The following is a 26,796-nucleotide window of genomic DNA, read 5'->3' as shown; positions in this document are numbered from 1 at the left end:
ACCCTTAGCTATGAACCCTCGGCCCTACCCCGTATCAATGGTCGAGCCGTAGTGAGCGCAGCAACCACCACGCTGGACAAATGTTTGCAAATGTAAAAAATTATAATGGCACAATGCCTCGATACCCGGCAAAATCCACACGTTCTCAACGGATTTGAAGGACCGATGCCGATGACATGGCCAGTCACACTGAAACTCGACAGCGCAGCCTACCCTCTAAGCGTGGTGCAACGTGCCGCTTACTCCCTGGCCGACACCGTCGCGATTCAGGTCGGTATCGAAGCCAGCCAGATCAGCCTCACGGCTTTCCCCGCTGAAGCAAGGCTGACGCTTTCCCCGGAGCAGGCAAACTCGCTGATCCTCCAGCACCTGAACGACTTCGTCCTGCGCGACCACATCAACCGCGAAACAACGGGGTTGCGTGAAGTTCTGGCCCGAGCCGCGCTCGCTGGATGTGGAATTTCGCAGTGACACTGATTGCAACCGACGCCAAGCACTACCGCTTGCTCCCTTTGCGATTTATGCGCATGAACACGGGGCATGACCGTGACATTCTGCTCACTTCCGATACGGGTGAGTACATGCACGTGAACAACGAGCAGTTACGAGCCCTCAGTTACTTCGACGTTCAAGCGGGTACGCCTTTTTACAAGGACCTGCTGGCTCGCCACTTCATCTACGAACCAGGCCGTCACGACCCATTCCCGGAAATGGCCGCGCAGTATCGCAGCCGCAAGGACTTCCTCTTCCAGGGCCCTGCACTGCACTTGTTCGTGGTTACATTGCGTTGCAACCACACCTGTCAGTACTGCCAGGTATCGCGGGCCCCTCTGGGTGGATCCGGCCACGACCTGTCGGAAGCGGATGCACAGGCTGCGGTCGATCGCCTGTTCGAATCGAACGCCCCCGCCCTGACCGTGGAGTTTCAGGGTGGTGAACCGCTTCTGGCCTTCGAACGCGTCCGCCAGATTGTCGAATGGGTAGTTGAACGGAACGTGGTCGAACAGCGAGATATCCAGTTCGTCATCACCACCACGCTGCACCACCTGACGGACGAAATACTCAACTTCGCAGAACAGCATCGCATCCAGTTTTCGACCTCACTCGATGGACCAGCGCCCTTACATAATGCCAACCGCCCTACCCCGTCACGGAACTCCTACGAACGCACGGTAAAAGGTATCCAGTGGGTACGTGAGCGCCTTGGCCATGATGCAGTTTCCGCACTGACCACGCTGACTTCAAGAAGCCTCGAACAACCTGAAGCGATCATTGATGAGTATGTAAGCCAGAGCTTCTCCAGCATCTCGCTTCGGCCTCTGAGCCCTTATGGGTTTGCCACCAAGAGTGCCCATCGACTTGATTATCCGATTGAGCGATACCTGGCCTTCTACAAGAAGGCACTGGACTATTTGCTGCGTATCAACCAGCAGGGCGTGTACCTGTCGGAGAGTTACACAAGCCTGCTGCTGAAGAATATCCTCACGCCCTTCTCCTCCGGCTATGTGGACCTGCGCTCCCCTGCTGGCGCAGGCACTGCGGCGTTGGTTTACAACTATGACGGTTACGTCTATCCCTCGGACGAAGCCCGAATGTTGCTGGAGATGGGTGAAGACGGCTTGAGGCTCGGCACCGTACGGCAACCCTTGTCTGAACTACTGGCATCGCCCGTCATGGAGGTATTGCTTGCCAGTGGTGTTGCGGAGGCACTGCCGGGCTGCTCGGACTGCGCACTGGTCCCCTACTGCGGCGCAGACCCCATCGAACACTATGCGCGCCAAGGCGACCCAGTCGGACACCGGGTGTTCAGCAGCTTCTGCAAGAAGAACATGGGACTGTTGAAGCATTTATTCGGCCTGCTTCGCGATGGCGACGACAACGCGCAGAGGGTGCTGTTGTCCTGGTTGAACAGACGCTCCTACAGCGATGTTCGGTTCCCGGGTTACAGGGGCTGATGGCGATGCTGCGCAAAGATACCCATTTCGAAATCCATCATCTGAATGAGCCAAAGCTGCTCAAGGTCATCACCCTGGATGAGTTTATCGAACAAGGCCTGGCTGTATGTGCCGGAAACGCTGAGGTCGGTGAGCTGCTGCTTTGGTTGCCAAACCAAGAACGGCTACGGAGCCCGAACCTGCTTTCATTGCCCGTGGGTGGATTCCTGACCCCAGAGCCATTGATTGGCGACTTCGACAGCGAGCGGCTACACCTGCACACACCCAAAGATGCGGATGTCGTGCAGCCCGGCGATGTCATTGCCATCACACCAGGCAACGCTTTGGTGCGAGTGCTCTATCGACGAGGCTCGGACAGCAACCTGCTGTTCATGACCGATCGTTGCAACAGCCTCTGCCTGATGTGCTCGCAGCCACCCAAAGATATCGATGACCGTTGGCACATCGAGGAAAACCTTCGGCTGATCGACCTGATGGACCCGGGCGAGGAAAACCTGGGCATCAGCGGCGGCGAGCCAACACTCTATCGCGACGGCCTACTCGAAACTCTGGCCAAGTGCAAAGCCGTTTTGCCACAGAAATCCATTCATGTGCTCAGCAATGGGCGCCTGTTCAAAGATCCGAGCTGGATCCAAGCACTCTCTACTATCGGCCACCCTCAGTTGAGCTGGGGTATTCCGCTGTATGCCGACAATGCCGAAGACCATGACCATGTGGTGCAGGCCCCAGGCGCTTTCAGCGAAACCCTTCAGGGGCTTTATAACTTAGCCCGCGCCAACCAGATCATAGAGATACGCGTGGTACTCAATCGCCTGACCACGCCACGCTTGCCCGAGCTGGCCCACTACGTGTTCAGGAACCTGCCCCTCGTGCGCCATGTTGCACTGATGGGTATCGAAAGTACCGGCCTGGCCAGGAAGCACTATGAAGAACTGTGGATCGACCCGCTGGACTATCAGGAGTCGTTGAGCCAGGCGGTGTATTTCCTGTTCAACCGCGGGGTGCCGGTTTCGATCTACAACTTGCCCCTGTGCCTGATCCCGGCCCACCTCTCGCGTTTCGCCCGTCAGAGCATCTCGGACTGGAAGAATCTGTTCATCGATACCTGTCAGCAATGCGCTGCCGTCAAACATTGCTCCGGCTTCTTCAAATCCCACAACGACCGCTGGCAGAGCCGCGGCGTACAACAACTATCGACCGAGGCCTTTAGCGCCTATGCAAGGAGTGCACAGTGAAATTGCTTGACCGCTGGAAAGTCCTGATCAGTGGGATCAGTTTGCTGCCTATGGCAGGTACCACCCTGGCACAGACGGGCCATATGCCGCTCGCCGATGCGAACTGGCAGCCTAACGACAAGCTGCAGCCCCCGGTATTTGCCGATACGCTCAATGCGCCAGACGCCGTGAACATCTATGCGGCACATCGCTCACACAGTTCACATCGATCGCACAGTTCGCACAGTTCTCACTACAGCGGCTCAGGTGGCTACAGCGCGCCTCGCTACTACAGCCCACCCGCGACCAGTACCCGGAGCTACAGCGCGCCGAGTACTTCGAGCGGCACCTCTAACAGCAACAGCCTTTATCAGTCGTCTGGCACTACCAGCGGGACAAGGTCGAGCACTTCAAAGAACCGCGCGACCAATGAGCAGAAAAGCGACCTGGTGACCCGCGTGCAGACCGCGCTGATGGTGCGCCAGTATTACCAAGGCACCATTGATGGGGTGATGGGCAAGGCGACACGTGGTGCGTTGATGGCCTTTCAGATGGACAGTGGGCTGACCGTGAATGGCCGGATGGATACACCATCGCTGAATGCGTTGGGGATCAAGATTCCATAAGTCGCTTCACTACGTCAATGAACGCGCTAAGCTCTAGGCCCTGATTCAAAAACACTAAAACAATGCGGTTGCGAACCATGTGCAGGTCTCCCTTACAACTCGATAGTCGAAGCCCTACCTAGACATAGCTGGTGGTAGGGCTTCCCGGAGGTCAGTTGACTTGACCCTGCTAGCTGACGCGCCTATTTCCACCAATACTCAAGCTGCACACCAACGTTTGAGCCATGCAAAGCGTTACCAAAGGCACCGGTATCCGAAAGTGCCGACCCAGCAGCCATTTGATTCGCTGCGCGTTGGGCTGCCTGGTTCCAGGACGCATAGGTGTAATACAGTCGAAACTCTGGACGATGCCAGTAGCCAGGCCCAGCAGGTGACCAAGTTGGTGCAATGGTGAACTTCGTCAGTTTGCGCGTCCCGCCAGGCGCCTCCACTTGGTCTCGGCCAATCTCAGTGCTCAACTTGAATTGTTCAGTGAACGCATAGACCGGGCGTACCCCCACAGAAAGCCAGTTTTGGTCATCACCGTCTGGACGTTTGTCCTTTTGATAGACAACCTGGAGCTGCCCACTGAATCGCGGAGTCATTTGCCAGTCGAAGTACTCCACCATGCGCCAACTCTGGTTGGCGTTGTCCAGGGTTGGGTCGCCGGTGTAACTCAAAGCCGTTCCTGGGCCTCGTCCGTATTGCACCGCGAAAGTATTGAGCCCACCTAGGAAACCTTTCTGCTTGTGCTGAGCAATGGCCGACCAACCAGTATGGGAATCATCCCTGCTATCTGGCTTGTCGAGAAAGCTCACGCCCAGTTGCAAGGCTCCGCCTGGGTTGGTATCGAAGCCACTGACGGTGAAGTCGTGGCAGTTGATATAGTCCTTTTGGAACAAGTTGTCTGTTTGTACTCAATGTTGGCACCGATGCCGAATTACTCCAGTTGCCGAGATGTCACTGACCCAGTCTGTTCCTCTCGAACCATTGCCTATGCGGGATTTGTGCAGATTTAGAGGTGGGTCAGTCTTGCTTCAGCTCGGAGGTTAATTCGGCGTCAGCGTTAACACAGAACACCATCTCTCCTCTCTTCGCTCCGCAAAAGCCACTAGGTTATGGGAGACGGGACGCTCGGCAGCCACGCGATGTATGGCGCCTGCAGTCAGTCATGGCGCGAGAGCTGCTCGATCAAGCGTGTGTTGGGTACGGCTCGGCGCACGTCTTCTATGACGCCCTCAATTGCGTCATGTGCAGAGGGGGCTTCACGCACAAACTCCAACGCCAGGCGGCCTGGCTGTCCGACGCCGACCAACGCATCATCACAGCCTTCTTCCGCCAAGCGATTCATGATCACATCCATATTGTTGTCGTCAGACGGCAATTGGTGCTTCAGCGTGAAAGTACATAGGTTAGATGCATCCTCCATACTACCCGACCATCAAATTCACTGGCGCTTTAATTTCCTTTACGACAAAGGAGGTACAGACATCTTTAACACTTGAAAAACCATTTATATTCTTTCTTGCAAACTCACTGAATTCAGCCAAATCAGTTGCCAATACAGTCAACTGGTAATCATAAACACCTGAAACACAGTGACAGGCTATAACCTGTTCAAAAGAAGTTATCGACTCCTCGAACGCCTTCATATGGGCAGTATCCTTTTGATCTAAGGAGACCTGTACAAAGGCAGTAATAGCGTACCCAAGCATTTCGGTATTAATGCTTGCATGGTAGCCACGTACAAGACCTATTTCCTCAAGTCTTTTGACCCGTCGCCAGCATGGAGATGCGCTCAGTGACACCAACTCAGCAAGCTCCGCACTCGAAAGCCTTGCATCTCTCTGGAGCGCAGCCAAAATGCGGCGATCAGTGGCATCTATCTTTACTTTCGGAATATTCATTTCAAAAACCCCATAAATACAGAATGTTCATTCTGTATTCTCTTAATCGAACTAGGGATTTTAGCACAAGGTATTTACTGAAAAATCGTAGAATCTATCCACCGGTTAGCCTGCTGCTTGGATTGGGATCCTGCTACCTTGAAGCGCCCCCACAAGGGACTCTTGAGGTGAGAACCGCCATATCGGAAACTGAGCAGCTAGCGCTGTCAGCGGCGATAGGGGCTCATTCCAAAGCAGCAGTAACCGGCCTCCGCTCCATATTACCCCTTACAAATCTAGCCTAAGATAAAAAACGCCCCGCTCAACCATCAAACCGAAATTAAGAACTAATAGACGCTGTAGAATTTATAGCAGCTTTAATTATTCGCGCAATCGTACAATACAAATCAGTATGAGTAACATCAACGATGGATTGAAGAGCACTTTAACCAAAGCAGCTCTGACTTGCTCAAAACGAAGTAAATCCAACTTACTCTTCAGCATCACAATACGATGCTTTTTTTCAGTTATTTTCATCTGCGACCTCACAAAACTCTAAGCCTTTTGATGGTCTTCATCTGCCTTGAAAACTGCACCTAACCAAAACTTCGTTTAAAACAGTCAAACCACCACAAAATCTATCAGATACAAGAAGGGAAAAATTAGGATAACTCTCCCTCCCACATCGACAATCACCTTCGAACTTCCCCCCCCAAAGACTCATCGAAATTAAAAATTTTATCTAACTCCTAAGCTCAATCACCCTTCAAAATTTAACTATAAAGAGATCTTGCTCACATTATCAATCGACGCATATCAGCTAGATGCTCGACAAGAAAGGCGTTAAACCGGCCAGCAGCGGCGCCATCAATAACTCGGTGGTCCCAACTCAAACTAAGTGGCAAAATCAACCTTTGGACTACTTGTCCACTCTCTAAAAAAACACGATTATTGCTTCGACCAATGCCCAAAATCGCGACCTCTGGAGCATTGATTATCGGGGTAAAATACGTGCCACCAATCCCACCTAGGGAAGAAACAGTAAAACACCCACTGCTCATATCGGATGGTTCAAGTTTTCCTGCGCGAGCTTTAGCTGACAACTCAGACATCTCGCGAGCTAAAGTTACTACGCCTTTTTTATCAACATCTCGAATTACCGGAACTACTAGCCCATTGGGTGTATCAGCAGCGAAACCGATATGAAAATAATTTTTTAATATAAGCTGATCCCGATCCAGGCTTGAGTTAAACTCTGGGAACTTTTTGAGTGCAGCCACGCAGACCTTCATCACTAAAGCAATCATCGTTACTTTAACGCCGTGTTTCGCATTACCTTCGTTAATATTACGACGAAAATCCTCCAAATCCGTTATATCTGCATCATCATGATTTGTCACATGTGGAATGCTTAACCAATTACGGTAAAGATTCGCACCGCTAATTTTTTTGAGTCGAGAGAGATCTACTCGTTTCACTTCACCAAATTTTGTAAAGTCAATATCTGGCCAAGGTAATACTCCCGCCATGAACGGTTGAGCTGCCTGACTCATCTTTTGCGCGTCGGTTTTTCGTACAGCGACCATCACTTGCCCGACGAAAGCATGTAGATCATCTTTAGTAATGCGTGCTTTCGGCCCAGTACCATTGATTTCATTCAGTGGCACCCCAAGTTCCCGGGCTAACTTACGAACTGATGGCGAAGCAAACGGCAACACTGCGCCTGCGACCACGTTCTCAATAATTTTCGTGCTAGCAAGCTCCGGTAAGGGAGCTATTATCTGTACAGGAGCGTGAACCGGAGTAGATATTGCGGTAGAAACAGCAAGCTGGGGCGGTTTTGTATTAGCCTCAGGTGTTTCACCTAACGTTGAGGGCGGCTGACATGCAGACGCCTCGATTTGTTCCAGGGTTGCAATCAAAGATCCTTCACTGATTTTGTCCCCAACGACGATTTTAATATCTTTTATCTTACCGTCGTGTGGAACGGGAATATCCATTGTTGCCTTATCGGTTTCAACAACAATGATAGTTTGCCCTACCTCAACCAAATCACCAGGCGCAACAAGCACTTCGATAATACTGATTTCTTTAAACTCACCAATATCAGGAACTAAAATATCACGCATCGTACTCATGAGGTTCATCCAGAATTTTTCTAACAGAGTAATGGCAAGCAATGGGGCGTCAATTTCGACGCCCACCACCACAAACTCGAATCAACATTCCCAAGGGGCTTTTTCGTCAAATATGATGTCGTACTTCTCAATCGCACGAGAGCAGACGTCGGCACTAAGCTTTCCTTCGCGAACAAGGGCCGACAGCGCGCTCAAGACTATTTGATGACGGTCGACTTCAAAAAATTTGCGTAAAGCCGTTCGAGTATCACTGCGTCCAAAACCATCGGTGCCCAGCACGACGTAGTGATCCTCAACATAGGTGCCAATCAGTTGTGGCAGCGCTCGTACGTAATCGGTCGCGGCAATGATTGGGCTCCCCTTCGGCAGGCACGTACTAACGTGGCTGGTTTTCTGTTCATTTTCTGGGTGATGCCTATTCCAACGCTCTACGCCCCTGGCATCCCTTGCGAGCTCTGTAAAGCTAGTCACACTCCAAACTTCTGAACTAACCTGCCAATCAGCGTTTAGTAGTTCGGCTGCAGCCATCACTTCGCGCAGGATAGTTCCAGATCCGAGCAGCCGAACTTGGTTAGATTCTGCTCCACACTTGTGTTCTGAGAAGAGGTACATACCTTTAATGATGTCTTTCTCAACATCATTCGGAAGGTTAGGCTGAGCATAGTTTTCATTCATAAGGGTGACGTAATAAAACTCATCAACCTGTTTCTCCAGCATCTGACGCATGCCATGGTCGAGAATTACGGCAAACTCCCCCGCGAATGCTGGGTCGTAAGCTCGGCAGTTTGGCACCAGAGCAGCCATCAAATGGCTATTGCCATCTTGATGCTGCAGACCTTCTCCTCCCAGGGTTGTGCGGCCTGCCGTGGCTCCTAGCAGGAAGCCTCTAGCCCTTTGGTCAGCAGCTGCCCAAATGAGATCACCTACTCGCTGAAAACCGAACATTGAGTAATAGATGTAGAACGGCAACATGGGCAACCCATGAGTGGCATAACTGGTTGCCGCTGCTACCCAAGAGCTAATGGCACTGGCCTCGCTGATGCCCTCTTCGAGTATTTGCCCATCCAGCGCCTCCCGATAGCTCAGGATGGAGCCAATGTCCTCAGGCTCATAATGCTGACCGACGCTGGAATAGATACCGATTTGCTTGAAGAGATTTGCCATCCCGAATGTCCGAGCTTCGTCTGCCACAATGGGAACTACTCGTCGCCCCAGGACAGGATCTTTTAGCAAGCCGCTAAGCATCCTGACGAATGCCATGGTTGTGGACATTTCTTTGCCTTCCGCTTTGGTGGCAAAGCTTCCATACACATCCAGTCCGGGTACCGCGACTACAGGGACATCCGTTTGCCGGCTAGGTGTGTAGCCCCCGAGGCTTTGCCGACGCTCAAGGAGATAGCGTATTTCGCGGCTATCATCGGCAGGTTTGTAGAACGATAGAGTCTCGACCTGCTCATCAGTAAGAGGAAGATTAAATCGGTTTCTAAAACCAATAAGTGCTTCGCGATCTAACTTCTTCTGCTGATGAGTGGTCATCTTCCCTTGGCCGGCTTCGCCCATCCCATAACCTTTTTTGGTCTGGGCAAGAATCACCGTAGGTTGACCCTTATGAACTGAAGCAGCATGGTAGGCGGCATAGATCTTCACCATATCGTGGCCGCCTCGTTTCAGCCGGTCGATTTGCTCGTCTGTGAGACCTTGGGCAAGCTTTGCCAATGCTTCGTTTTGACCAAAGAAATGATCTCTGTTGTAACGTCCATCTTTCGCCGCAAAAGTTTGGAACTGCCCGTCAACGGTTTCCGAAAGGGCTCGCACCAGGCTTCCGTCCGTATCGCGGGCGAAAAGCCCGTCCCAATCAGATCCCCAAACCAGTTTTATGACATTCCAGCCAGCCCCAACAAACAATGCCTCCAGCTCGTCAATGATTCGCCCGTTGCCACGCACCGGCCCATCTAACCGCTGAAGATTGCAATTAACCACCCAGATCAGGTTATCCAAACCCTCCCTTGCAGCTAAAGTAAGAGCAGACATGCTTTCCGGTTCATCCATCTCACCATCACCGAAAACTCCCCACACTTTACGGCCTGAGGTGTCTAACAGATCTCGGTTGTGGAGATACCGCATGAATCGGGCTTGAAAAATCGAACTAATTGGGCCGATACCCATCGACCCTGTTGGAAATTGCCAGAAGTCCGGCATTAACCAAGGGTGTGGATAGCTGGATAAGCCTTGCACTCCTTGGCTAGAAGCAGTGATTTCCTGCCGGTAATGCAGAAGGTTCTCTTCTCCCAATCGCCCCTCAAGAAAGGCTCGAGCGTAAACGCCTGGAGCTGAATGAGGTTGATAGAAGACTAAGTCGCCACCAGAAGCGTCGTTCCTCGCTCTGAAGAAATGGTTAAAACCAACCTCGAACAAGTCAGCCGCGCTCGCGTAACTGGCAATATGACCACCCAGTTCACCATATGCTTGGTTAGCACGTACGACCATGGCTAGAGCATTCCACCGAATAATCGATGACAGGCGTTCCTCGATTGCCAAATCGCCTGGGAATGCAGGCTGCTTTGTCACTGGAATGGTGTTGATGTAGGGCGTACCCAACGTGGGTTTCCAGCCGATGCTGGGATCACGCACTAGGCTGACCAGTTCATCAATGATTTCGCGAGCTCTTTCAGGGCCGCTATTTTCAATCAATGAAAGTAGTGCTTCGCGCCACTCTTCAGACTCCTGCGCGTCATTTTGGTTGGCGGAAAACTCTAAACTTTCAAGAATACCGTGCTGGGAATCATTCATGCTTATATCACCTCACATCAAGAGATCTAGCCACTGCTAGTAAGGTTGTCTGCCCCTATCAGCGGTTATTGTCGCTACCCGCCTAGGTACGAGCTTTTTATGCTCTCGTTTTTCAACAAGTTTCGCCCTGTATCTGCTAATACAACTCGACCATTTTCAAGAACATATCCCCTGTCGGCGATTTGCAATGCCTTGTTGGCGTTTTGCTCTACTAGGAATACCGTGACACCTGAATCTCGAATAGCTTTGACAATTTCAAATATTTGTTTGATCACTAAGGGAGCTAAACCAAGCGTAGGCTCATCCAGTAATAGCAATCTAGGACGACTCATTAAAGCACGACCAATTGCTAACATTTGCTGCTCACCTCCAGACATCGTCCCTGCACGTTGTGTAGATCGCTCTTGCAAGCGGGGAAAAAGTGTATAAACGTGCTCTACACCCTTCTGCGCGTCTTTACGACTAGAGAAGAACCCACCCATCTTTAAGTTCTCGTACACTGTGAGTGTAGGAAAGACCCGGCGACCTTCAGGAGAAACGGCCATCCCGTTTCTCATTATCTCGTGCGTTGGAGTATTGGTAATATCTTGCCCTTCAAAAATTACATTGCCGCTAGAAGCGCCAGGAGACCCGCAAACCGTCATCATCAATGTTGATTTACCGGCACCATTTGAGCCGATCAACGTGACTATCTCGCCTTTATTAACTTCAATGGAAACATCCGCGAGCGCCTCAACAGCACCATAATGTGTATGCACGCTATCTAACCTAAGCATCACTCTTCCCCCAAATAGGCCTTGATAACGCGCGGATCGTTCTGAATCTCTAGGGGCAAACCCGTAGCAATTGCTCGGCCATACTCCATAACCAGTATTCGATCTGAAACCTCCATGACGAGACTCATATCGTGCTCAATCAGCAATACCGATATACCGAAATCAGTTCGCAAGCTATCTATAAGCTTCGCAAGTTCGATCTTCTCCTGGGGATTCAGCCCTGCAGCTGGCTCGTCCAACATTAGGAGGCGGGGTTTCGTGATCATGCAGCGTGCGATTTCAACCAACCGCTGGTGACCATAGGGGAGTGTGCCAGCCCCTCGGTTGGCAACGGATGTCAAACCAAGCCGATGAAGCCACGCTGCTGCATTTTTTAGGGCTTCATGCTCCGCTTTACGGTAGCTTGGGGTAGCAAAAAGCCCCTGCAACAAACCAGTTTTTATCTGACTATGTTGAGCGACAAGAAGGTTTTCAAGCACCGTAAGATCCTTGAAAAGGCGAATATTTTGGAAGGTTCTGACCAGACCTTTTTCCGCAACAGCATGACTCGGAAGTCCCTCAATATGCACGCCATCCAACACAACACTTCCGGCCGCTGGCTTATAAAAACCGCTAATACAGTTAAATACTGTGGTCTTCCCTGCACCGTTAGGGCCAATGACTGAAAACACTTCATTCTTGCGAACGGAAAAGTTTATCTGATCAACAGCTAGCAGCCCACCAAAACGCATCTGCAAGTTTGAAACTTCCAGTAGATTTTTAGTCATTTCGGCAACTCCACATGTGGACGGCTAGCTGGTAAAAGTCCTTGTGGGCGCCATATCATCATAAGCACCATGACAAGACCAAAGATTAACATCCGGTACTCATCGAAGCCACGTGCCACCTCGGGCAAAACCGTCAGCAATATAGCGGCCAGTACAACACCGAGTTGTGATCCCATGCCACCGAGTACGACTACTGCAAGAATTAACGCCGACTCAATAAAGGTGAAAGACTCCGGGTTTACCAATCCCTGACGAGCAGCAAAGAATGCGCCCCCAAGCCCGGCGATTGCTGCACCTAAAGTAAATGCGGAAAGCTTAATTTTTGTTGGGTTCAAAGCCAACGAACGACAAGCGGTTTCATCCTCTCGCAAGCCTTCCCAAGCACGGCCAACCGGCATACGAATCAGGCGACTGGTAACAAATAAGGTAAAGGTAACTAAAGCAAGAGCTACCAGGTAAAGGAACACCACCATATGACTCCCAGAATAGTCAACCCCTAGAATTTGGTGAAATGTTTTAGTTCCCTCCACACTGGCCTTTCTAGCGAACTCAATACCGAAGAATGTCGGTTTTGGGATTCCAGAGATACCATCCGGGCCACCGGTAACGTTCGTAGCATTGTTCAATAACAAACGAATAATTTCACCAAACCCGAGTGTCACAATCGCAAGATAGTCGCCGCGTAACCGTAATACAGGAAACCCCAATACGAATCCGAAAATTGATGCCACGAGGGCCGCTGCAGGCAAGCACTGCCAGAATGAAAGACCGAAATGCTGATTGAGTAGAGCATATGTGTAGCCTCCGACAGCATAAAATCCAACATATCCTAAGTCTAAAAGTCCTGCATAACCTACAACGATATTTAGACCCAGTCCGAGAATGATATAGATCAGCGCAATTGTGCCAACATCCACCGCTCCCCTTGAGGCAAAGAACGGAAAAATTAAACCTAATACCAATAACGCTTGAATAATAGCTTTCTGACGATGCGCATTCAGATCTGGAACTGATGGAAGTTTTATGGCTGAGCGATTTACCAGCCATATGGGCCGGAGTAATTGGAAAACAAACACAGCGGTTGCCGCCAACCACACAGGCATCCAATGCTGTTCTAAAACAACCTTATAGCTAACCATTTTGAGCTGTAGACCCAAAACAGGCGTTGTCAAAATAATTGTTATGACAGAAGCGACAAATGCAGATTTGAGGTTTTTCCCTAGAGCATCCGCTCGTAAGGACTTACCTTTTGCTACTGATATACTCGTAGTCGTGGTATGTAACGAAGCTGCGCTGGCATTAGAGTCTTGATTCATAATGAGTTTACACCTTCTCGACGTTAGTTTTTCCCAGCAGACCCGTAGGCCGGAAGAGGAGAATCAAAATCAACAAAGCGAAGGCAACAACATCTTTGTACTCCGCGGGCAAGTAAGCTGCTGCAAATGTTTCCACCAAGCCCAAAAGTATTCCGCCAAGCATCGCACCTGGAATGCTACCAATACCCCCTAATACTGCAGCTGTGAACGCTTTTATACCTGCAATAAAACCAATAAACGGACTTAGCTTGCCTATCGCCAATGCAATCAAAACCCCTCCTACCGCAGCCAACATTGCGCCCAATATGAAGGTAAACGAAATGACTCGATTAGTATCAATCCCTAGAAGATTGGCCATACGCATATCTTCAGAACAAGCGCGACATGCTCGCCCCATACGGGAATAGGCAATAAAAAGAGTCAAAGCAACCATCAGCACAAAAGTAGCACCAAATATCATGACTCTTGAATATGGGATAGTTATATCAAAAAAACTCCCAGCCAGTTGAAACTCTACAGCACCCGACACCAACGCTGGCACGGATATATCCCGAGATCCATGGCCAATCTGGATGTAATTTTGCAGAAAAATTGACATACCAATAGCCGAGATCAATGGAACAAGTCTTGGCCCTCCACGTAGCGGCCGATAGGCAATTCGCTCGACTGCAAAACCATACAAACCCGTTACAGCGACAGACACCAAAAGTGCACCTCCGAGCACCAAAGGCAAAGGATAACCCGCCGTGACCCCGATCGCCGTTATGGTAACAAGTCCTATATATGCGCCAATCATATAGATCTCGCCGTGTGCGAAATTAATCATGCCGATAATTCCGTACACCATAGTATAACCAATTGCTATTAGTGCATATATCGAACCCAAAGTTAGCCCATTGGCTAACTGTTGGATAAACTGAGGAAGTAAGTTACTCATCCAAAGAGGCCTCTAAAACAGTGTAGACGCCTCACTAAACAACAGTGAGGCGAAATTGATAAAGTCCTATTCGGCTACTGTTTTTGTGGCATCTTTGTGCCAAACATATACAACAAACTTGAATGCTTCGAGATCACCCTGCGCATCAAATGCAATGTTCCCAATTGGGGTCGCAAAATGATTACTGTGCATGTACTGTGCTACTGTATTTGGATCCGAACTCTTAGTGGCACTAATAGAGTCGCCAATTACCTTGACAGCGGTGTATGCGGACAGTTGAAACGGGCCACCTGGATCTCGCTTGTTGTCTGTGAATGCTTTGTTGAGTGATGCGTTGGCTGGGTCGGCCGAGAAATCAGCAGGCAATGTGACTAGCATTCCTTCTGAAGCGGCTCCTGCAATAGCAGCGACATCCTGGTTGCCTACGCCCTCTGGCCCCATGAACACAGCTTTCAACCCTTGTTCACGTGCCTGACGTAGAAGCAGTCCCATTTCTGGGTGGTAACCTCCAAAATACACAAAGTCAACGCCAAGGACTTTGAGTTTAGTGATCACGGAGGAATAGTCAGAATCACCTACATTGATACCTTCAAACATTGCCACAGAAACTTTAGCTTTTTCAATTGTCTGCTTGACCGAAGTAGCAATACCTTGGCCATATGATTGCTTATCATGCAAAATAGCAACCAGCTTAGGCTTGGCGCGTTCGATTATGTATTTGCCGGCTGCAGGGCCTTGTTGATCGTCTCGACCAATAGTTCGAAAAATCAAAGAGCGGCTTTTCCCTTGAGTCAACTGTGGAGCTGTTGCAGAGGGCGCTATCATCAGCACACCTTCATTTTCATAAATATCTGACGCAGGAATTGCAGAGCCAGAACAAACGTGACCGATAACGTATTTTATATTCTGGCTTACAATTTTGTTAGCAATTGCCACCGCTTGTTTAGGCTCACAAGCGTCATCCATCATTACAGCTTCAAATGTTTTACCGCTCCCCCCCCCGCTGCGTTTATTTGCTCAATGGCCGTCAATGCACCGGCGGCCACCATATCTCCATATTGCGCAACAGGCCCACTCATGGGCCCAGCGATTGCAATTCTGATCGTTTCAGCGTGTGCCGCCCCAACTGCCGAACACAAAGCAGAGGCAATCATCATCGATACAACGTTAATTTTTCTCATGGAGACTCCAAGACTGAATTACATAGATGGCTAGCAGTATTAATTAAGCAAAGTGATTATTATTATTTTAGACATTGCTGACGGCTTGCACTTACCTGTGCACCTGTACTCAGCCTGTTCGAAGCCTCCTATGTTTTATGGGATGGATACTGATTCACATGCGACTGTCAACATAAGTCAACCAATGAGCATATTTTTCATTAGTGCCACGTACAGCGGAGAAGTAGATCTCTTGAATCTGCTGAGTAATCGGGCCTCGCGAGCCTGCTCCAATTGTCCTGCCATCGAGCTCACGAATAGGTGTTACCTCAGCAGCGGTACCTGTAAAGAAAGCCTCATCGCAGCAATATAGCTCGTCGCGAGTGATTCGTTTCTCCCTAATCTCCAAGCCCAAATCCCTGGCAATAACCATAACCGAATCACGGGTTATGCCATCAAGACAGGACGCCAAGTCGGGGGTGTAAACGACCCCATCGCGGACCATGAAGATATTCTCGCCAGCACCTTCACTTACGTACCCTTCAGTGTCTAGCAACAGAGCCTCATCAAACCCAAGCGAAGTAACCTCACGATTTGCTAGGATAGAGTTAATGTAATAACCGCAAGCTTTTGCGCGCACCATAGAAACATTGACGTGATGACGGGTAAACGAGGAGGTTTTAACTCGAATACCTTTTTCCATCCCTTCCTCTCCTAGGTAAGAGCCCATGGGCCACGCTGCTGTTGCGACGTGAATTGTATTGTTCTTTGCCGCAATACTCAGAAAGTCTGAGCCGATCCATACTAATGGCCGCAGGTAGCACGAGTCGTACTCATTTGCGCGAATGACTTCTACACAAGAATTACGTACAGTTTCTTCATCAAATGGAATTTCCAACTGAAAAATTTTAGCAGAGTTAAAGAGACGACAAATATGCTCCTTCAGGCGGAAAATTGCCGGGCCGCGCGCAGTTTCGTATGCGCGTATGCCTTCGAATACGCCCATGCCATAGTGAAGTGTATGGGTCAAAATGTGAGTATTGGCCTCACGCCACTCAACCAACTCGCCATCTTTCCAGATTTTCCCATCACGATCTGACATCGACATTTACTATCTCCAATATAAAATTAAACAACATTACTCAATGAGCTCACTCAATGATCAATTTGATATTATCTTTTCAAGTTGAGAGCATCCAAAGCGTCTGTCGCCCCTTTGGTCAACCATCCCGTATCAGAATGAAGCGCGATAAACGTCACGCCCTTTTCCCTGTATTGGCGGGCCTCTTCCACCGAAGTTGCAAAGATTCCTACTGCCTTCGAGTGCTTGCGTGCTGCCGTCAAGACTTTCTCGACTGCAGCCTTGACGTCATCGTGTCTGGTCTGCCCCAGATAGCCCATACTTGCAGACAAGTCTGCTGTGCCGATGAACAGGCAATCCACGCCCTCGACTTCAGCTATAGAGTCAACGTTCTCTACCCCATCCACTGACTCGATCAAGACAATGGCGCAAGCCTGGTTGTTTGCGGATTTGACGTAGTTGCTGTCCAAACCATAGCTCCCTGCTCTTACCATCCCTGCGACGCCCCTGACACCACTTTGCTCGGGTAGTGGGAATAGCATCGATGCCACTGCGGCTTTTGCATCAGTCGCATTGTTTATGTTTGGGAAAACAATGGTCTGCGCCCCACAATCCATTGCGCGCTTGACCAATGAAGGATCGTTGGCAGTGACCCGCACTGCACCTACGGCTCTTGCCCCGTTAAAGGCCGCTGCATCAATTGCTCTAAGTTGAGCCGCAAGATCCTGGGTATCACTAGGGCCGTGCTCAGCATCGATGACTAACCACTCAAAACCGCAATGAGCAATCAGTTCAGCGACGGCAGGACTCGCGAGCGTCAGCCAGCAACCAACGGTCGGTTTGGCGCTCTTTAAACTATGCTTGATGGGATTTACAAAGCGCACGGTAGGTCTCCTAGCTTCGTGATGCATCAGTAATCGATGGTTCATGTTAGGCAGATGCTAGGGGTATTTTTTGCGCATTTTCATTAACAGAAACGACATGCGATAGAGCATTCATTTCGCTTTTTAAGCGCTCGCGAAATGTTCATGCTGATCATGGTGAATTTCAGTGAAATTTCGACGGAGGGGATTGCGCTCGGAGAAATGCACAGGCAATTTTGGGTCGTCTGAGATGCGAGAACCGTTGAGTTTATCTGGCCGAATTCGACGATAATATTCGTGAGGACCAGTGGTGATATGCCCTTCCTTAGCCTCAAAATGCAGTCTTGAAGGGTGAACGTGCTGGATTGAAAGATCAGAACAGGCGCGTTCAAGCTGATCCTTCCGTATTCAATTCCACTGACACTGGGAACCGATCGGCCCGCTGGCCTTGGCCGACCTGATCGGCCTGGACACCGTGCTTGCAATCCTTGAAGCCTTCTACGACGGCTTCAACGACAGCAAATACCGCCCAGCTCCACTGCTCAAGGAGATGGTCGCCGCCGGCTACCTGGGACGCAAAACGCGGCGCGGCTTCCATGCTTATGCTTGAGAGTTGCTCACGCTTCGCCGAATACCGGGACAAGGTGCTGGAACTCTGTGCCAGCAAGAGTTTCGGTCAAGTCGGTATGCGCGAGCTCGCGACCTGCCCCGGGCTCGCTGTATCACCATTTCCCCAGCAAGCAGCACCTGCTGATCGAACTGATCGAGGAGTTCTACGAAGAGCTGCTGGCCACCGAGGGGCGAATCGAACAAGCAGCCCTGGCAAAACGCGACAGACACAGGCAACTGATTCACGCACACCTGACCCTACATCAGGAAACGCCCAGGCATTTTCGTCTGGTGGAGCGAGACAGCGGCTGCCTGAATGAAGAGCAGCAGCGGGTCCGGCAAATGCGCAAGCAGTGCGAACGCAAGTTGCTGCGGATGATGCGCGTCCGGCACCGACTAGATGAGCAGAATCTGCTGGTTACCGGTCATGTCATTTTTGGAGATCCGGATAGTCTTTAGGCGTTGTCGGGCAGGCTGTTCATCTGATCTTTTATTGATGAGAACAGCGTCGACCGCACTCTCTGCGAATCGATAGACCGGCCTGAGACTTTAAGCGCAGCGGTGAACATGCAGCCGATGAAAATTGGAGTGCCTCTCAGATATCACTGCCAACCCCGAAGGTTGTCAGTTCAAGATCACGCTCGAACACATCGCCACGATCATTACGCAGCTGCGTCGCCAGCGCAAAATGGCTAAGGCTCGGCGCGGCTGGGTGGAGTGCAACGGCGGCAGCGTTGCCGTCGCGATGCGCCTGCTGGTTCTGTTGACGGGTCGCGCCGGCAAACTGGTGCAGATGCGCTGGGAGGACGTCGACTTCAATTCAGCACAATGATCTTTGACACCAACTCCGCGCTGTTCTTGGCCTGCAGCTTTTTCATCAGCCGGGCCCGATGGACTTCGACAGTGCGGTGGGAAATGTTCAATTTACGGCCGATTTCCTTGCAGGTCAGGCCGTTGACAATGTGCGCCGAGATTTCCCGTTCTCGCGGCGTCAAGTTGACCGTCGCGTGAAACACGCGGTCCATACGCTCGAAATGCCAGACCATCAACTGAAACGGATCATCCGGCGTCAGCGTGTAGCCATTGGCCCTGGCCCAGAACACTTCACCACTGTGGTGCTGCATGAAGCGCTCATCGGAATAGGAGCCGTTCTTGCTGTGCTGTAGCCAGCTCAGGCTGCGTTCGCCTATGGCCTTGTAGTCGGCTTGGGAGGGATAGAGCTTGAGGATCAACTCGCCGATCAACTCGTCGCGCTGGAACCCGAACGACTCAAGAAATGCCACGTTGAGATCAAGCATGCTGCGGTTGCCGGTGATCACTTGGGGAGCCGGCGACACTTGAAACGCCAGCCGTTCAAGGTCTTCCAGTGGATCTTTCATCGTGCAGTCCTGCTGCTTTTTTATGGGTATGAGCCCAGTATCGGTCAGTTCGGCTACTCACTCCTATACGTAGTTGCACGAAGTAGCGATCAGACTTTGCGGTGGGCCATTGTAGGGAACGCCTGCAATCGCAAAGGAAAAACAATAATGGCTAACCACACCGTTTCCATCGTCGCCGCCGGACACAGCCGTTTCGGTCGACTGAATGATTTGACCCTCGAAGATCTGATCGTGCAAGTCACCCACCAAGCGCTCGCCGATGATGCGCAGCTTGGCTTTTCCGACTTCTATAAGGATCTCGGAATGGGATTCTTGCGGCAGCGGCGCTGCGGACGGCAAGTCGATGGGTGCTTTGATCACCTCGACTGGCAAGAATGTTGCGCTCTGGCTGACCGGGCCGAATGCGCCGTCCTGGTATTGCCGCCGCCAGCGAAAAACCATGTTGGCATTGACGTCGTGCTCGCGAGCGATCACCGACACTGAAGTGCCGGGTTGATATGAAGCTTCGACGACCTTGCGTTTGAATACGGTTGGGAAGTTCGAGCGGCGACCGGGGCGACGAGCGGGAGCTATATCCAAGATAGTATCCACTAAAAAATGGTGTCCACTATCTTGGCTAATTTGGAGAACGGTCAGGAGAGGGTGCTGATCGGACGGTTACTGAGTATCAGCATGTGCTGGCGGTCAATGCTCAATGATATGAACGCGGTTGGTTTTACTGGGATGCACATGCGGCGGTGCCAAACACAAGGTATTACGCCCCTGCCCCTTGGCTTGATAAAGCGCTGCATCCGCACGTCCAAGCAGGCTTGCCATGCTGTCATCGTCATTTGGCACCACGCAGCACACCCCCACACTGATGCGCAATGAGATGGTTGCCTCACCGAACCGCGCCGGTGACTCAGCCACCGAAGCGCGCAACTCGTCCAGAACCGCCACAGCGTTTTCGGGGCACCCGCATGCCCAAACCAATCAGGCTGATACTCGAGCCGATGATCAACAGCATGCGCGCACGCCCTTGAGCGGGGACGTAGCGGCGCGTCCAGTAGATGATCAGGCCGCACTGCACCATCAACACCAGCGTGGCGGCGAGCATGCGCGGCTCCAGGGTGTCGATCAGACTCGCCATCAATACCAACATCAATGCAGCCGGCGCGAAGATCTGCCACCAGGCGACGGGCAACTCGACGATCCGAAATACACTGGCCCCGTAGAAAGCCAGGGCCACCGCCAGCAATGTGTTCGCCACCCCGTAGGTCAACCACAACGGGGCATGGCCGTATAAGGTGTATCCAACGTAAGCCAGGGCATGTGCTAGCAAACCAAAGCCAATGGTCAGCAAGCCGTCACGCTGGTTGAACTGGCCGACCAATATCAGACAAAACGCCATGATCGTAGCTACTAAGGCGACACAGGCAAAAAGCGTGGGGGTATGGGCAATCATGAAGTCTCACCAGGCGATGTCAGGAGCAGCTCTGGTCGAGTTTAGTTGAGTAGCCGGTCAGTTTGTCGAACACATCCGCAACTCGCCTGGAACACCTCCCCCAACGTTAATGCCTGTGGGGTGGTGGTTGATGCGCCCCCCTACTGCGCCTCAACCTCGTTGAGCGACATCGAAGCAAACATTTGCGCGCGGCACACCTCCAGGATCTCATCCGCCAGGGCGGAGTCATCCGGGCAGGCACGCGACAAAACAATCGCACCGACCGCACGGGACAGCAGGTCGATCATCTTCTTTCTCCCCTCATCCGCAGCGGCATCCGGCCTCGTCGGGTATTTCTCCCCCAGTGTCTGCAGGGTGTGCTCGATCCCTTCGGCAAACGTCGCTTTCAAATCATCCGTTTGACGCGCCGCGTCGCCACACAACGCCGCCATGGTGCAACCCGTGCCGCGTCCATCGCGATGTTCGCGGGTCACATAGACGTCGATGAAGCCCGCAACATCGAGCGTTTCAGCAGCCGCCAGGGATTTGGCAAGGCTGCAAGCCGAGGCTTCGGCCATCAGGTCGGCTTTCGAAGCGAAATGCTTGTAGAACCCGCCGTGGGTGAAGCCGGCGGCCGCCATGAGATCCGCCACACCGACGCCGTCGAAGCCGCGTTGACGAAACAGCTCAGAGGCCGTTTCAACGATGTGCTCCCGATTGGCCTGCGCCTGGGCCTTGGTCACTCTCACGTGCAATACCTCATGTCCATTGGGAAGTCATGCCCGCAATGATACATAGATGTTGGTCATAATCAAAACTATTGACAGTTTAGATTTCGATCATCATCCTAATTGCACGCACCACCGACCTCCATCAACGGGCACGGAAGACATACCAGATGACCGACCAGAATCTGTTCACCCCCTACACCCTCGGCACCCTTACGCTGTCGAACCGTATCGTCCTCGCGCCACTGACCCGCAACCGCGCAGGCGCAGGCTTTGTGCCAAGCCAGTTCGCGGCCACCTATTACAGCCAGCGCGCGAGCGCAGGCCTGCTGATCAGCGAAGCGACGCAGATCTCCCAGCAAGGCCAGGGCTATCAGGACACCCCCGGGATCTACACGCAGGCGCAAATAGATGGCTGGCGTGAAGTGACCACTGCCGTCCACGCCAAGGGCGGAAAAATCTTCCTGCAACTTTGGCATGTCGGCCGCGTGTCGCACGTTGACCTGCAGGAAAACGGCGCCGCCCCCGTGGCCCCTTCGGCAGTGCGTGCCGCGACAAAAGTATTCGTCAACAACCGTTTTGAAGACGTCAGCGAGCCGCGCGCACTGGACATCAACGAACTACCGGGGATCGTCGCCGACTTCCGCCAGGCCGCGGCAAACGCTATAGCCGCCGGGTTCGATGGCGTAGAGATTCACGGCGCGAACGGCTATCTGCTGGATCAGTTCCTCAAGGACAGCGCCAACGTGCGCACCGATGCCTACGGCGGTTCGATCGAAAATCGTGCACGCCTGTTGCTCGAGGTGACGGCCGCCGTCGTCGATGAAATCGGCCGGGATCGTACCGGCGTGCGCTTGTCGCCGGTGTCGCCAGCCAATGGCGTTTCCAGCAGCGATCCGCAGGCGCAATTCGATTACGTCGTCGATCAACTCGCCGCCCTCGGCGTGGTGTACCTGCATGTGGTCGAAGGCGCGACCGGTGGCCCGCGTGATGTGGCGCCCTTCGATTTCGGTGCCCTGCGCCGGCGCTTCAAAGACACCTACATCGCCAACAATGGCTATGACCTGGACCTGGCGACTTCGCAGGTCGCCGCAGACCAGGCCGATCTGATCGCGTTCGGGCGCCCGTTCATTGGCAATCCAGACCTGGTGGAGCGCCTGCGCAGTGGCGCGCCATTGTCCGCCTTCAATCCCGCTACCCTCTATGGCGGCGGCTCGGCGGGCTACATCGACTACCCGACATTGGCTGAATCAAACGCCAGCGCAAGCTGAGCATCAGTGATCGCGCTTGCTGTCATCACCCATCCTGCAAGAGATATGACCCCATGAGCACTCGTCCTACTGTTCTTATCACCGGCGCCTCCACCGGCATTGGCGCCGTCTACGCCGAACGTTTCGCCGAACGCGGCCACGACCTGGTATTGGTCGCCCGCGACCAGGCCCGCATGGAAGCACTGGCAGCCCGGTTGCGCAGCACACACCAGGTCGCCATCGATGTCATTGCGGCAGACTTGACCCAACTCGGCGACCTGACAACCGTGGAGTCCCGACTGCGCAACGACGCCCGTATCGGCATCCTCGTCAATAATGCCGGCGCGGCGCTGTCCGGCCAGTTCATCGAGCAAAGCACCGAGAGCATTGCGCAACTGGTCGCCCTCAACACCACGGCCCTGGTGCGACTCGCCAGCGCCATCGCCCCGCGCCTGGCCAAGACCGGCGATGGTGCAATCATCAACATCGGTTCGGTGGTGGGCCTTGCGCCAGAGTTCGGCATGACGGTCTACGGTGCGACCAAGGCGTTTGTGCTGTTCCTCTCCCAAGGCCTGAGCCTGGAACTTTCGCCTCAGGGCGTCTATGTGCAGGCCGTGCTGCCGGCCGCCACCCGTACGGAGATCTGGGATCGCTCCGGCGTCGACATCAACACCTTGAATGAAATCATGGAAGTCGGCGACCTGGTGGATGCCGCACTGGTCGGTTTTGATCGGCGCGAGCCGGTGACTATCCCGCCGCTGCAGGAAGCTGAGCGCTGGGATGGCCTGCAGACCGCACGCCAGGGCCTGCTGCAGCAGATCCGCCAGTCTGCGGTTGCCCAGCGCTACCAAAACCCGGCGTGATTGTTTTGTAGCGAACGGCAACGCCGCAAACCCTGCGCCCACCCTTATTGCAATCGACAAGAGCCACACAACGATGAAGGCATTTTTAATTGATCGCTATGGCAAGAACACCGGGCGCATTGGCGAAGCGCCCGCCCCCACGGTGGGCGCCGAGGATGTGTTGATCGAGGTGCACGCCAGCAGCGTCAACGTGCTGGACTCGAAGATCCGCAAAGGCGAATTCAAACTGATCCTGCCCTATGCATTTCCGCTGATACTGGGCAATGACCTGGCGGGCGTGGTGGTGGAGGTTGGCTCGCAAGTGACGCGTTTCAAACCGGGAGACCACGTCTATGCTCGCCCGCCCGAAGCGCGGATCGGGACGTTCGCTCAATTGATCGCGGTTAACCAAAACGCGATCGCCCTGAAACCTGCCAATACCAGCATGGCACAGGCTGCGTCCATCCCCTTGGTGGCGCTGACGGCCTGGCAAGTGCTGGTCGAAACCGCACAACTGAAACAGGGCCAGAAAGTGCTGATCCACGCGGGCTCCGGCGGTGTCGGCAGCCTCGCCATCCAACTGGCCAAACACCTCGGCGCCTTTGTCGCGACCACCACCAGCACCCGCAATGTCGAATGGGTGAAGGCGCTGGGGGCCGATCTGGTGATCGACTACACCCAGCAGAACTTCGAACGTGTCTTGCACGACTATGACCTGGTGTTGAACAGCCTCGGCGCCGACGTACTGGAGCAGTCACTCAAGGTCCTCAAGCCCGGTGGCCAACTCATTTCCATCTCCGGGCCACCCACTGCACAGTTCGCGCAGGAGCAAGGGTTGTCCTGGCCACTGCAACAAATCATGCGCCTGCTGAGCCTGGGTATTCGGCGCAAGGCACGCAAGCAGAACGTCAGCTATGGGTTCGTGTTCATGCGGGCCAATGGCGCCCAACTGCAACACATCACCGCACTCATCGAGGCGGGGATCATCAAGCCTGTGGTTGACCGCTGTTTCGACTTTGAATCCACGGCCGAGGCATTGCAGTACGTCGAGCAGGGACGCGCTAAGGGCAAGGTGGTAGTGACCCTCAATTGACCAAGGCGCCTATCGATGAATCGACCGCAGACACTGCGCAACCTTTGCCGCTTCAGCAGTCATCGCCGGTGGTGACTCCGCTAGAGTTGCAGAAACAGCAACCAGACGTTGTGCCCGTTGCACCGCCAGTGATTGTGTGGCGCAGCTTGATGCTTGAGCAGTAGGACGCCCCTCAGACTTGGGCTTTCCTGACACTCGCCTGCAAGGCGAATGTCCAAGCGCGGGGCTCTGCGAGTTATCGTTTTCGTCTAAACTCGTCAATTTGTTATCAAATTAAAGTACGCATTAGCATTTTCGCGATTAGGAAATTAACGTTTTCGCGTACGATGCGATTCTGGATATCATTTTTGTGTGCTCAGTAGAGGATTCGACAATGCAAGTAGGCTTCAAGGTACTCGCCGACCGCTACGGCATTGCGCTTGCACAACCTTTACGGGTTGAGTCGGTAATCGGTACGACGCGAATGAGCCGCGAGAGCGATGGACATGTCGAACGCAAGTATCCTGCGAGCTATCAGCCGGCAGATGATTTCGCGGGGCATTTTGAGTTTGGGCTCAAGTACGAAGAAGTTCACCTTGAGTTTTTCGCCCGGCTGTTTGCGGTGATTGGCCCCAAGCCCATCGAAGCCTGGTGCCAGCAAGCGCCTTTTGGTCAGTATGCCCGCCGCACCGGATTCCTCTACGAGTGGCTGACCGGTCAGCAACTTGCTGTGCCAGACGTCACCAATGGCGGCTATATCGATGCCGTTTCACCGCAACACTACCTGACCCGCGTTGAGCCCCTGCGGATACGGCGCTGGCGCATCAACGACAATCTTCCCGGCGTACCGCAATTCTCCCCCTTGATCCGCCGTACCGAAGCCGTGCAACAAGCGCTGCAATTTGACTTGGCTGCGGCATTAAGCGAGCTGAACCAAACCTTCGGCGCCGACATCCTGATACGCACGGCCAGTTGGTTGACACTCAAGGAGTCGCGCGCAAGCTTTCTGATTGAAAGAGAGGCCGACAAGGCCGACAGGATCCAGCGGTTTGCCCACGTTATCGCCAAGTACTGTGGCCATATCAAGGATCCATTGAGCAACGACAGCCTGCACACGTTACAAGCCGGCATCCTCGGTCATGAGGCCTTCGGACTTGGCCTGCGGCGCTCGCCGGTTTTCGTGGGCCAGGCGACCATGCGCGAGGACATCGTGCACTACATTGCGCCGCAATTTGAGTTGTTAACACAACTGCTCGATGGCCTGAAGGCATTCGAGTTGGCAACACGGGGTGCCGAGCCGTTGGCCCGGGCAGCAGCTATCGCCTTTGCCTTTGTGTATATCCATCCGATGCGGGACGGTAATGGTCGAATCCATCGATTTTTGATCAACGACACCCTGATCCGCGATAAGGCGATGCCCGATGGCGTGATCCTCCCGGTATCAGCCACCATCACGAGTTCGATTGAATTGCGGGCGCGCTACGATCGTACGCTGGAGGTATTTTCGCGGCCGTTCATGCAACGCTACGCATCGTCCCATCGGTTCGCAAAACTAGTCGACTACGAGGACGGCACCACGAGCAACCTGGTCTTCGATGATTACGACGACGCGCAATTCGCATGGCGCTATCCCGACTTGACCGAACACGTGCTGTACACGGCGCAGGTCGTTGCGCACACGGTCCGTACCGAAATGGCCGAGGAAGCCCGGGTGCTGGTCATTTTCCAGCACGCCCAGGAGCGGCTCAAAGAAGTGCTGGAAATGCCGGATCAGGACGCGAACCGGATCATTCGTTCACTCAAGGAAAATGGCTGGCGGGTATCTGGCAAACTGAAGAAAACGTATCCGCAACTCGACGACGCTGAACGGGCGGAACGCGTTGTGGAAGCCGTGCGCTACGCATTCGAAGAACGAGCAGTGGGGAGCGACGAAGAGGGATAAGCGCAGCGTACCGGACCTTTGGCATCCGGATCGTCTCTGAGCAGACGGTATACGGCCGTGCAA

22 protein-coding genes and 6 pseudogenes are annotated in these 26,796 nt (G+C 52.9%); 11 read left to right on the top strand and 17 right to left on the bottom strand.

Going from position 1 to position 26,796, the window contains the following annotated elements:
- The first annotated feature begins 171 nt into the window (after positions 1-171).
- Genes hxsD through hxsA form a run of 4 tightly spaced genes read left to right on the top strand, consistent with a single transcriptional unit; the run spans position 172 to position 3,795 of the window.
- Complete coding sequence (gene hxsD, locus QMK50_RS26685; protein ID WP_320334560.1) at positions 172-471, top strand: His-Xaa-Ser system protein HxsD; 300 nt, start codon at positions 172-174, stop codon at positions 469-471.
- Positions 468-1,955, top strand: coding sequence for a His-Xaa-Ser system radical SAM maturase HxsB (gene hxsB / locus QMK50_RS26680; protein WP_320334445.1), 1,488 nt, complete (start codon positions 468-470; stop codon positions 1,953-1,955). Before hxsD ends, hxsB begins: the two co-directional genes overlap by 4 nt.
- A complete protein-coding gene (gene hxsC / locus QMK50_RS26675; RefSeq protein ID WP_320334444.1) occupies positions 1,955-3,190 on the top strand; it encodes a His-Xaa-Ser system radical SAM maturase HxsC in 1,236 nt (411 codons plus the stop codon). Before hxsB ends, hxsC begins: the two co-directional genes overlap by 1 nt.
- Positions 3,187-3,795 carry a His-Xaa-Ser repeat protein HxsA gene (hxsA, locus tag QMK50_RS26670; protein ID WP_320334443.1) on the top strand — a complete coding sequence of 203 codons (609 nt, stop codon included), beginning with the start codon at positions 3,187-3,189 and terminating at the stop codon, positions 3,793-3,795. Before hxsC ends, hxsA begins: the two co-directional genes overlap by 4 nt.
- Positions 3,796-3,977: 182 nt before the next feature.
- On the opposite strand, the pseudogene QMK50_RS26665 reads toward hxsA, so the two are convergent.
- The 12 genes and pseudogenes from QMK50_RS26665 to QMK50_RS26610 all read right to left on the bottom strand — a co-directional run.
- Positions 3,978-4,682: pseudogene (locus tag QMK50_RS26665) on the bottom strand (carbohydrate porin); the annotation flags it as partial.
- Between the two features lie 278 nt (positions 4,683-4,960).
- Positions 4,961-5,203: pseudogene (locus tag QMK50_RS26660) on the bottom strand (hypothetical protein); the annotation flags it as partial.
- A 1-nt stretch (position 5,204) separates the two neighbouring features.
- Entirely contained in the window at positions 5,205-5,681 is a 477-nt protein-coding gene (locus QMK50_RS26655) for an Lrp/AsnC family transcriptional regulator (protein ID WP_159995721.1), read from the bottom strand.
- 773 nt (positions 5,682-6,454) lie between these two features.
- Positions 6,455-7,798, bottom strand: coding sequence for a dihydrolipoyllysine-residue acetyltransferase (locus QMK50_RS26650; RefSeq protein WP_320334442.1), 1,344 nt, complete (start codon positions 7,796-7,798; stop codon positions 6,455-6,457).
- Positions 7,799-7,879: 81 nt separating this feature from the next.
- A complete protein-coding gene (gene mdeB / locus QMK50_RS26645; RefSeq protein WP_320334441.1) occupies positions 7,880-10,588 on the bottom strand; it encodes an alpha-ketoglutarate dehydrogenase in 2,709 nt (902 codons plus the stop codon).
- A 74-nt stretch (positions 10,589-10,662) separates the two neighbouring features.
- Positions 10,663-11,364, bottom strand: a complete 702-nt coding sequence (locus tag QMK50_RS26640) for an ABC transporter ATP-binding protein (protein ID WP_159995715.1) — start codon at positions 11,362-11,364, stop codon at positions 10,663-10,665.
- The gene (gene livG, locus QMK50_RS26635; protein ID WP_159995713.1) at positions 11,364-12,131 is read right to left on the bottom strand and encodes a high-affinity branched-chain amino acid ABC transporter ATP-binding protein LivG; all 768 of its coding nucleotides are present in this window, start codon (positions 12,129-12,131) and stop codon (positions 11,364-11,366) included. The genes QMK50_RS26640 and livG overlap by 1 nt, the downstream gene beginning before the upstream one ends.
- Positions 12,128-13,447, bottom strand: a complete 1,320-nt coding sequence (locus QMK50_RS26630) for a high-affinity branched-chain amino acid ABC transporter permease LivM (RefSeq protein WP_320334440.1) — start codon at positions 13,445-13,447, stop codon at positions 12,128-12,130. The genes livG and QMK50_RS26630 overlap by 4 nt, the downstream gene beginning before the upstream one ends.
- A 7-nt stretch (positions 13,448-13,454) precedes the next feature.
- Positions 13,455-14,384, bottom strand: coding sequence for a high-affinity branched-chain amino acid ABC transporter permease LivH (gene livH, locus QMK50_RS26625; RefSeq protein WP_159995709.1), 930 nt, complete (start codon positions 14,382-14,384; stop codon positions 13,455-13,457).
- A 66-nt stretch (positions 14,385-14,450) separates the two neighbouring features.
- Positions 14,451-15,565 (bottom strand): annotated as a pseudogene (locus QMK50_RS26620) (branched-chain amino acid ABC transporter substrate-binding protein).
- A gap of 154 nt (positions 15,566-15,719) precedes the next feature.
- Complete coding sequence (locus QMK50_RS26615) at positions 15,720-16,652, bottom strand: branched-chain amino acid transaminase (protein ID WP_159995705.1); 933 nt, start codon at positions 16,650-16,652, stop codon at positions 15,720-15,722.
- Between the two features lie 65 nt (positions 16,653-16,717).
- Entirely contained in the window at positions 16,718-17,509 is a 792-nt protein-coding gene (locus QMK50_RS26610; protein ID WP_320334439.1) for an HpcH/HpaI aldolase family protein, read from the bottom strand.
- Positions 17,510-17,915: 406 nt separating this feature from the next.
- Between QMK50_RS26610 and QMK50_RS26605 the strand changes: the two are divergent.
- The 3 genes and pseudogenes from QMK50_RS26605 to QMK50_RS26595 form a co-directional block, all read left to right on the top strand.
- Positions 17,916-18,098: pseudogene (locus QMK50_RS26605) on the top strand (3-hydroxyacyl-CoA dehydrogenase family protein); the annotation flags it as partial.
- Positions 18,085-18,532, top strand: a pseudogene (locus tag QMK50_RS26600) (TetR/AcrR family transcriptional regulator); the annotation flags it as partial. The pseudogenes QMK50_RS26605 and QMK50_RS26600, both read left to right, overlap by 14 nt.
- 148 nt (positions 18,533-18,680) lie before the next feature.
- Positions 18,681-18,929 carry a hypothetical protein gene (locus QMK50_RS26595; RefSeq protein ID WP_413787312.1) on the top strand — a complete coding sequence of 83 codons (249 nt, stop codon included), beginning with the start codon at positions 18,681-18,683 and terminating at the stop codon, positions 18,927-18,929.
- On the opposite strand, the gene QMK50_RS26590 is transcribed toward QMK50_RS26595, so the two are convergent.
- The 5 genes and pseudogenes from QMK50_RS26590 to QMK50_RS26570 form a co-directional block, all read right to left on the bottom strand.
- Complete coding sequence (locus QMK50_RS26590; protein ID WP_320334438.1) at positions 18,913-19,476, bottom strand: LuxR C-terminal-related transcriptional regulator; 564 nt, start codon at positions 19,474-19,476, stop codon at positions 18,913-18,915. The two genes, QMK50_RS26595 and QMK50_RS26590, sit on opposite strands and share 17 nt — an antisense overlap.
- Positions 19,477-19,797: 321 nt before the next feature.
- Positions 19,798-20,067: pseudogene (locus QMK50_RS27470) on the bottom strand (transposase); the annotation flags it as partial.
- A gap of 93 nt (positions 20,068-20,160) precedes the next feature.
- Positions 20,161-20,385 (bottom strand): GGDEF domain-containing protein, encoded by a 225-nt coding sequence (locus QMK50_RS27465; RefSeq protein ID WP_413787331.1) that lies wholly within the window; start codon positions 20,383-20,385, stop codon positions 20,161-20,163.
- A complete protein-coding gene (locus QMK50_RS26575; RefSeq protein ID WP_413787311.1) occupies positions 20,378-20,920 on the bottom strand; it encodes a hypothetical protein in 543 nt (180 codons plus the stop codon). The genes QMK50_RS27465 and QMK50_RS26575 overlap by 8 nt, the downstream gene beginning before the upstream one ends.
- A gap of 140 nt (positions 20,921-21,060) precedes the next feature.
- The gene (locus QMK50_RS26570; protein WP_320334437.1) at positions 21,061-21,648 is read right to left on the bottom strand and encodes a TetR/AcrR family transcriptional regulator; all 588 of its coding nucleotides are present in this window, start codon (positions 21,646-21,648) and stop codon (positions 21,061-21,063) included.
- 149 nt (positions 21,649-21,797) lie between these two features.
- Here QMK50_RS26570 and QMK50_RS26565 point away from each other — a divergent pair, with 149 nt between their 5' ends.
- The 4 genes from QMK50_RS26565 (at position 21,798) to QMK50_RS26550 (ending at position 26,733) form a co-directional block, all read left to right on the top strand.
- Complete coding sequence (locus QMK50_RS26565) at positions 21,798-22,898, top strand: alkene reductase (protein ID WP_320334436.1); 1,101 nt, start codon at positions 21,798-21,800, stop codon at positions 22,896-22,898.
- 53 nt (positions 22,899-22,951) lie between these two features.
- Positions 22,952-23,740 (top strand): SDR family oxidoreductase, encoded by a 789-nt coding sequence (locus QMK50_RS26560; RefSeq protein WP_320334435.1) that lies wholly within the window; start codon positions 22,952-22,954, stop codon positions 23,738-23,740.
- A gap of 73 nt (positions 23,741-23,813) precedes the next feature.
- The gene (locus tag QMK50_RS26555) at positions 23,814-24,812 is read left to right on the top strand and encodes an NADP-dependent oxidoreductase (RefSeq protein ID WP_320334434.1); all 999 of its coding nucleotides are present in this window, start codon (positions 23,814-23,816) and stop codon (positions 24,810-24,812) included.
- A 373-nt stretch (positions 24,813-25,185) separates the two neighbouring features.
- Complete coding sequence (locus tag QMK50_RS26550) at positions 25,186-26,733, top strand: Fic family protein (protein ID WP_159995677.1); 1,548 nt, start codon at positions 25,186-25,188, stop codon at positions 26,731-26,733.
- The last annotated feature ends 63 nt before the right edge of the window (positions 26,734-26,796 follow it).

Origin of the sequence: Pseudomonas sp. P5_152 (assembly GCF_033989915.1) — a bacterium.
GTDB lineage: Bacteria > Pseudomonadota > Gammaproteobacteria > Pseudomonadales > Pseudomonadaceae > Aquipseudomonas.
Note: the sequence above shows the minus strand (reverse complement) of the source record. Positions and strands in the feature narration are given on the sequence as shown.

Bases quoted from the DNA above. Each gene is read 5' to 3' on its own strand.
- QMK50_RS26630 (WP_320334440.1), bottom strand. From the start codon at position 13,447: ATGAATCAAGACTCTAATGCCAGCGCAGCTTCGTTACATACCACGACT.
- hxsC (WP_320334444.1), top strand. From the start codon at position 1,955: ATGGCGATGCTGCGCAAAGATACCCATTTCGAAATCCATCATCTGAAT.
- QMK50_RS26640 (WP_159995715.1), bottom strand. From the start codon at position 11,364: ATGCTTAGGTTAGATAGCGTGCATACACATTATGGTGCTGTTGAGGCG.
- QMK50_RS26650 (WP_320334442.1), bottom strand. From the start codon at position 7,798: ATGAGTACGATGCGTGATATTTTAGTTCCTGATATTGGTGAGTTTAAA.
- livH (WP_159995709.1), bottom strand. From the start codon at position 14,384: ATGAGTAACTTACTTCCTCAGTTTATCCAACAGTTAGCCAATGGGCTA.
- QMK50_RS26560 (WP_320334435.1), top strand. From the start codon at position 22,952: ATGAGCACTCGTCCTACTGTTCTTATCACCGGCGCCTCCACCGGCATT.
- QMK50_RS26555 (WP_320334434.1), top strand. From the start codon at position 23,814: ATGAAGGCATTTTTAATTGATCGCTATGGCAAGAACACCGGGCGCATT.
- livG (WP_159995713.1), bottom strand. From the start codon at position 12,131: ATGACTAAAAATCTACTGGAAGTTTCAAACTTGCAGATGCGTTTTGGT.
- QMK50_RS26655 (WP_159995721.1), bottom strand. From the start codon at position 5,681: ATGAATATTCCGAAAGTAAAGATAGATGCCACTGATCGCCGCATTTTG.
- QMK50_RS26615 (WP_159995705.1), bottom strand. From the start codon at position 16,652: ATGTCGATGTCAGATCGTGATGGGAAAATCTGGAAAGATGGCGAGTTG.
- mdeB (WP_320334441.1), bottom strand. From the start codon at position 10,588: ATGAATGATTCCCAGCACGGTATTCTTGAAAGTTTAGAGTTTTCCGCC.
- QMK50_RS26575 (WP_413787311.1), bottom strand. From the start codon at position 20,920: ATGATTGCCCATACCCCCACGCTTTTTGCCTGTGTCGCCTTAGTAGCT.
- QMK50_RS26590 (WP_320334438.1), bottom strand. From the start codon at position 19,476: ATGAAAGATCCACTGGAAGACCTTGAACGGCTGGCGTTTCAAGTGTCG.
- hxsD (WP_320334560.1), top strand. From the start codon at position 172: ATGACATGGCCAGTCACACTGAAACTCGACAGCGCAGCCTACCCTCTA.
- QMK50_RS26565 (WP_320334436.1), top strand. From the start codon at position 21,798: ATGACCGACCAGAATCTGTTCACCCCCTACACCCTCGGCACCCTTACG.
- QMK50_RS26550 (WP_159995677.1), top strand. From the start codon at position 25,186: ATGCAAGTAGGCTTCAAGGTACTCGCCGACCGCTACGGCATTGCGCTT.